Below are 1,673 nucleotides of genomic sequence, written 5' to 3' on the forward strand. Positions count from 1 at the left end.
TGTAGGAGCAACATGAGAATGTCGTGTTCTAGCAAGATACAAATGTCGTGTTTTTGCGACCACTGGCAAGCTGGCGACTGACTGCACCACTGCAGGAGCCGTCCATGAAGCCAGCAACGTTGGTGACATTGAACATGCGCGAACTCGACCGTCTGAAGGTCATCCAAGCCGTGGTGAATATGGGACTCAAACCCGGTCGAGCCGCGGAGCGTCTCGGCGTGACGGTACGCCAAGTCGAGCGGCTGGTGTGGCGATATCGCGAGTCGGGCGCGGCGGGCCTTACATCACGCAAACGGAACAAGCCGGGCAATCGGAAGCTTGACGAAGGCTTGGCCTTACGTGCGCTGACCCTTATTCGCGAGCGCTACTTGGATTTCGGACCGACGCTGGCATGCGAGAAGCTGCGTGAATGCCATGGCCTCGTGCTGTCGAAGGAAACCGTGCGGCACCTGATGACGGATGCCGGCCTTTGGGTGCCGCGCAAGCAACGTCCGCCGAAGGTCTACCAGCCGCGTGCCCGACGAGCCTGTTTCGGTGAACTCGTACAAATCGACGGCAGCGATCATTACTGGTTTGAAGACCGGGGACCCGCCTGCTCACTGCTGGTCTTTGTCGACGACGCGACGAGCCGGTTGATGCACTTGCACTTCGCACCGACCGAATCGACTTTCAGTTATTTCGAGGCGACGCGCGCGTATCTCGAACGCCACGGTAAGCCGGTGGCATTCTATAGCGACCGCGCGAGCGTGTTCTACGTCCACAAGCGCGAGGAGACGGCGGGCAAAGGCGTCACCCAGTTTGGTCGTGCAATGTACGAGCTCAACATCGACACATTTTGCGCCAACAGCAGCCCCGCCAAGGGACGCGTCGAACGGGCTCATCTGACGCTGCAGGATCGCCTGGTGAAGGAGCTGCGTTTGCGTGATATCAGCACCATTGCAGCTGCAAACGCGTTTGCCTGCGTTTTCATGGCGGCCTATAACGCGCGCTTCGCAAAGCCGCCAAGAAGCGCGTACGACGCCCACCGGCCGCTGCGCGATGACGAGAATCTCGACGCGGTTTTGACTTGGCGGGTACAGCGTAAGGTATCGGATGCGCTGACGTTGCTGAACGACCGCGTACTCTGGCTGCTCGATGACACGGCAGCGAATCGCAGGCTGATCGGCCGCTACATCGACGTGTGGGAATACCCAGATGGGCGCCTCGAAATCCGCGCTGACGGCAGCGTGCTGCATGCTGTGCCGTATGACAAGCTCGCCGACATTGACCAAGGCGCGATAATCGAGAACAAGCGTCTTGGTCATGCGTTGCAGGTCGCGCGAGCGTTACAGGCGCAGCGCGATAACCGTCGGATCTCAGGCTCGCCGTCTCGCACAAACCGAGGTGCCGCGGTGCGCACTCCCAAGCCCTTGCCCGGCACGAAGAAGTCGCGCGCATTCACCCGAGCCGATCTGGATCAAGTAATCGTGCAGGTGGCGCAGCAATCCAAGACGCCCTCAACACCTGGCCAACGGTCTGCTCGCACTCGCTGAACAGTCTGAAACGCCCCGGTCGGATCAAGACAATCTTCAAGACTACGTGGATTCAAACCGTTGAAAACAGAGCCAATCACACATCAAAAACACGACATCTGTATTTAGCCGGTGGTACGACATTTCAATTTTGCTTTGACA

General features: G+C 58.9%; 1 protein-coding gene. It reads left to right on the forward strand.

What is annotated here, in order from left to right:
- The first annotated feature begins 104 nt into the window (after positions 1–104).
- Positions 105–1,532: an ISNCY family transposase gene (locus NCS02_RS36110; RefSeq protein WP_175983324.1), complete on the forward strand. Its 1,428-nt coding sequence runs from the start codon at positions 105–107 to the stop codon at positions 1,530–1,532.
- The last annotated feature ends 141 nt before the right edge of the window (positions 1,533–1,673 follow it).

The sequence above is a fragment of the Caballeronia sp. NCF2 genome (assembly GCF_023631205.1).
Taxonomy (GTDB): Bacteria; Pseudomonadota; Gammaproteobacteria; order Burkholderiales; family Burkholderiaceae; genus Caballeronia; species Caballeronia zhejiangensis.

Bases quoted from the DNA above. Each gene is read 5' to 3' on its own strand.
- NCS02_RS36110 (WP_175983324.1), top strand. From the start codon at position 105: ATGAAGCCAGCAACGTTGGTGACATTGAACATGCGCGAACTCGACCGT.